This is a genomic window from Tissierellales bacterium, assembly GCA_025210965.1.
Taxonomy (GTDB): Bacteria; Bacillota; Clostridia; order Tissierellales; family JAOAQY01; genus JAOAQY01.
The window spans coordinates 1-2,869 of record JAOAQY010000205.1; the positions used below are offsets into that span (position 1 = coordinate 1).

The 2,869-nt window shown below is 31.4% G+C and carries 2 protein-coding genes; both read left to right on the forward strand.

Annotation, left to right across the window (positions count from 1 at the left end; translation table 11 throughout):
- The first annotated feature begins 163 nt into the window (after positions 1-163).
- Positions 164-2,278 (forward strand): hypothetical protein, encoded by a 2,115-nt coding sequence (locus tag N4A40_14820; GenBank protein MCT4663127.1) that lies wholly within the window; start codon positions 164-166, stop codon positions 2,276-2,278.
- A 133-nt stretch (positions 2,279-2,411) separates the two neighbouring features.
- Positions 2,412-2,869, forward strand: a 458-nt coding sequence (locus N4A40_14825) for a hypothetical protein (protein MCT4663128.1), incomplete at its 3' end; no start/stop codon positions are given.

Below are 2,869 nucleotides of genomic sequence, written 5' to 3' on the forward strand. Positions count from 1 at the left end.
TATGCTAAAATCGGCTACAGTTTTTAGAGATACGTCAGATTCGAATTTGAGAGTTGGAGAATATATAAATGTCAAATTAGATGATAATGGGGATGTTGAGCTAGCGTATGAATTAGAAGGGCTTGAGATAAGAAAAATATTACTAAAATAAGGAGATGGCGATGTGAATGATGACTTCAAAAAAAAGAGATATCATTTAGATTACAATATGATTCTAGTAGTAATAGTATTTGTAGTATTGGCATATTATGCGTATTACAATGTGGTAGAGACTAATGGTGAATTTGGCAATCCACTAGCTACAGAGGCTAATTTTGAAAAACTACCAAATGTTTTTTCGGACGAAGAATTAGAAACAGGAATTATAAAAGAATGGTCATCATTTGAACACAGCGCTTTTTACAAAGAGCATTCAGCACATTATGAAAATGGTAATTTTAATGAAGCTAAGAAATTACCTTACGATACAGTGTTTTTTAGGATAGAGTTAGATGATTTAAACTCAGCGAGTGATTATAAATTTGATAAAAATAGGATGGAAAGAATTGCAGTGACAGATGTAAAAAAGAGTGATCTATTCTACTATTATGCAGAGGAAAAATCAAATGCTTTAGATAAAATTCATATAAGAGCTGTGATGGTACTAGATCAGAAAGAGCAAAAGATCGTAGGTAATAAATACAACAACTATATGAAAAAAGAGATGGGATTGAATTTTGATAAGAACTACTATGAAATTATGAATTTAGATGACGAATGGCAGATTTTTAGATTAGGAAAGGAGCTTGAGCAAAAAGGGAATTGGTCGAATGACTTATATACAAATCAATTTTATGAATTGAGTGGTCAGTTGAGTTTTAAGTATATACCATCTGCCAAAGCTAAAAGCAATGTAGAATTGATTTATGTGACTGATGTAGAAAGGAAAAAAATGACCGCAATAGAATCAATTAGAGCGACTTATGAATCTAGTCACAAGCTAGATGATGGGTATGAAGTTAGTTTTGGATATGAAGCAGAAGAGTGGATTGAGAGCCTATATACATCAGAGGTGTTAGATGAGTATACTGTAGAGAGACTAGAAAATGGTACATTTAATGCTGGAGATGAGGTAGTTATTTATAAAAATCCCATGAGGAAAATAGAGAGCATAAAGCCTTTGAAGAGTAAATACGATAGTGTTTTATTAAGTGGAATATTAGAGTGGAATAGTTCTCTTAAATATGATGACTATATCAAAAAACTAGGTGTAATTGATTCTAATGATAAAAGGTATGAACTACTTGTAGATTCTAACGTTGTTCTTGATTATATTGATTATGATGATTTAGAAAACAGTCTATGCAAATTTGAAATCATAGATGGTAACTATATTGTTAGTGTAGAACCTATAATAAATTCTGCTAATACAACTCATTTTTATAGATTATTAAGCGTAGGAGATGGGAAGGTTGAACTTGGATATAATAATTTACAGGGAATGAGAGGAGAAGAGTTTGATGAAAATGAAAGACAATGGGTAAATCTCTCAGATGACTATAAATTATACAGTGACTGCGATTTAGAACATGCGGTCGGAAAAAGTGTTTCTATTTCTATAAACTACAAAAATGAGATAGATAATCTATGTGTTTCAAATGGTATGTATCTTACAGATTGTTATGATGGAAAAGAACCATTGCGACGAAACGAAGAACCGGAGAATACATTGTCGTTTGCAGCAATTAAGAGGTTAGGTAACTATTATGAGAAAAACAGATTTGTGGGAATGAATCATGTTTTTGGAAATTCACAGGTAACGTATGAAACGAAATGTTATTATTATGACTATGATTTTGATTATGTGAAGGATAATCCGGCTGAGTGGGAATCGCTTTTAAATCATGAATTTGATAAGGTTGATAAGCTTAAAGAAATAGATGTAGAGAAGGTGGAATTTGATAAGGACTCTATATATTTGCTAAGCTCAGATGGTAGACGAAATGGCTATATAAAAACTTTAGTAAAGATAAGCCCAAGTGAGGCTTCTATGATAAACGGAATATTATATCAAAGCGAATTGTTAACTGACGAAAGGCATAATATTAAATTGCCTTACGATTCAGGGATTATATTATTAGACAATAGTACTTATAATAACTATTCACATCCAGTAGAACTTAATGGATGGGTTTTGCTTGGTGAAAAAAATATCCCTAGCTATGTAATATCAAGTAAGGGAGATGTTAAAGAGTCATCGTATGAAGAGGTTAAAAAAGCAAGAACTAAGAGCAATTAATCTGATTTCAATTTGTTACTCTCCTGTTACACTTTTGTAAACGATTAATTAATTATCGGTGCTACAATTAGTGTGAAAATAATAATAGTCGCGATTAAAAGAATAGAGATATTTAAAACAGGAGGGTAATATTATGATGAAAAAACAAACAAGCAGTAAAAGTTATGTGATGAAATTTTTAGCAATATCAATTATTATGTGTATTTTGTTACTGGCAGGATGTAATTCAAAAGTTAGTGAAGAAAATGCAAAATCGAACGTAGTAGGAAATGATGAGACTATTCATTCGTTAATAGGGATGGTGTATGGCGATCAGGAAATAGGATTAGAAAAAGCCGAAAGTCAAGATTCAGATAGTGATTTAAGGCGGTTAGTAGTGGAGGATAGGTCAGGAAAATTAAGTGATTTAACTATAAGCAAGAAGAAAGTAGCACCAGATATGGAAGAGCGTTATTTTGATTTGATAGCAAAATTTAGTGTAAATGAAAGAGCTGAAGTGGTTGATGTTGAGCCAATAGTATCATTTATAAGTCCAAGAAATACATATAGACTGCTAAATCTACAAAAAGACAAAGTAGAATTAGGCTACAA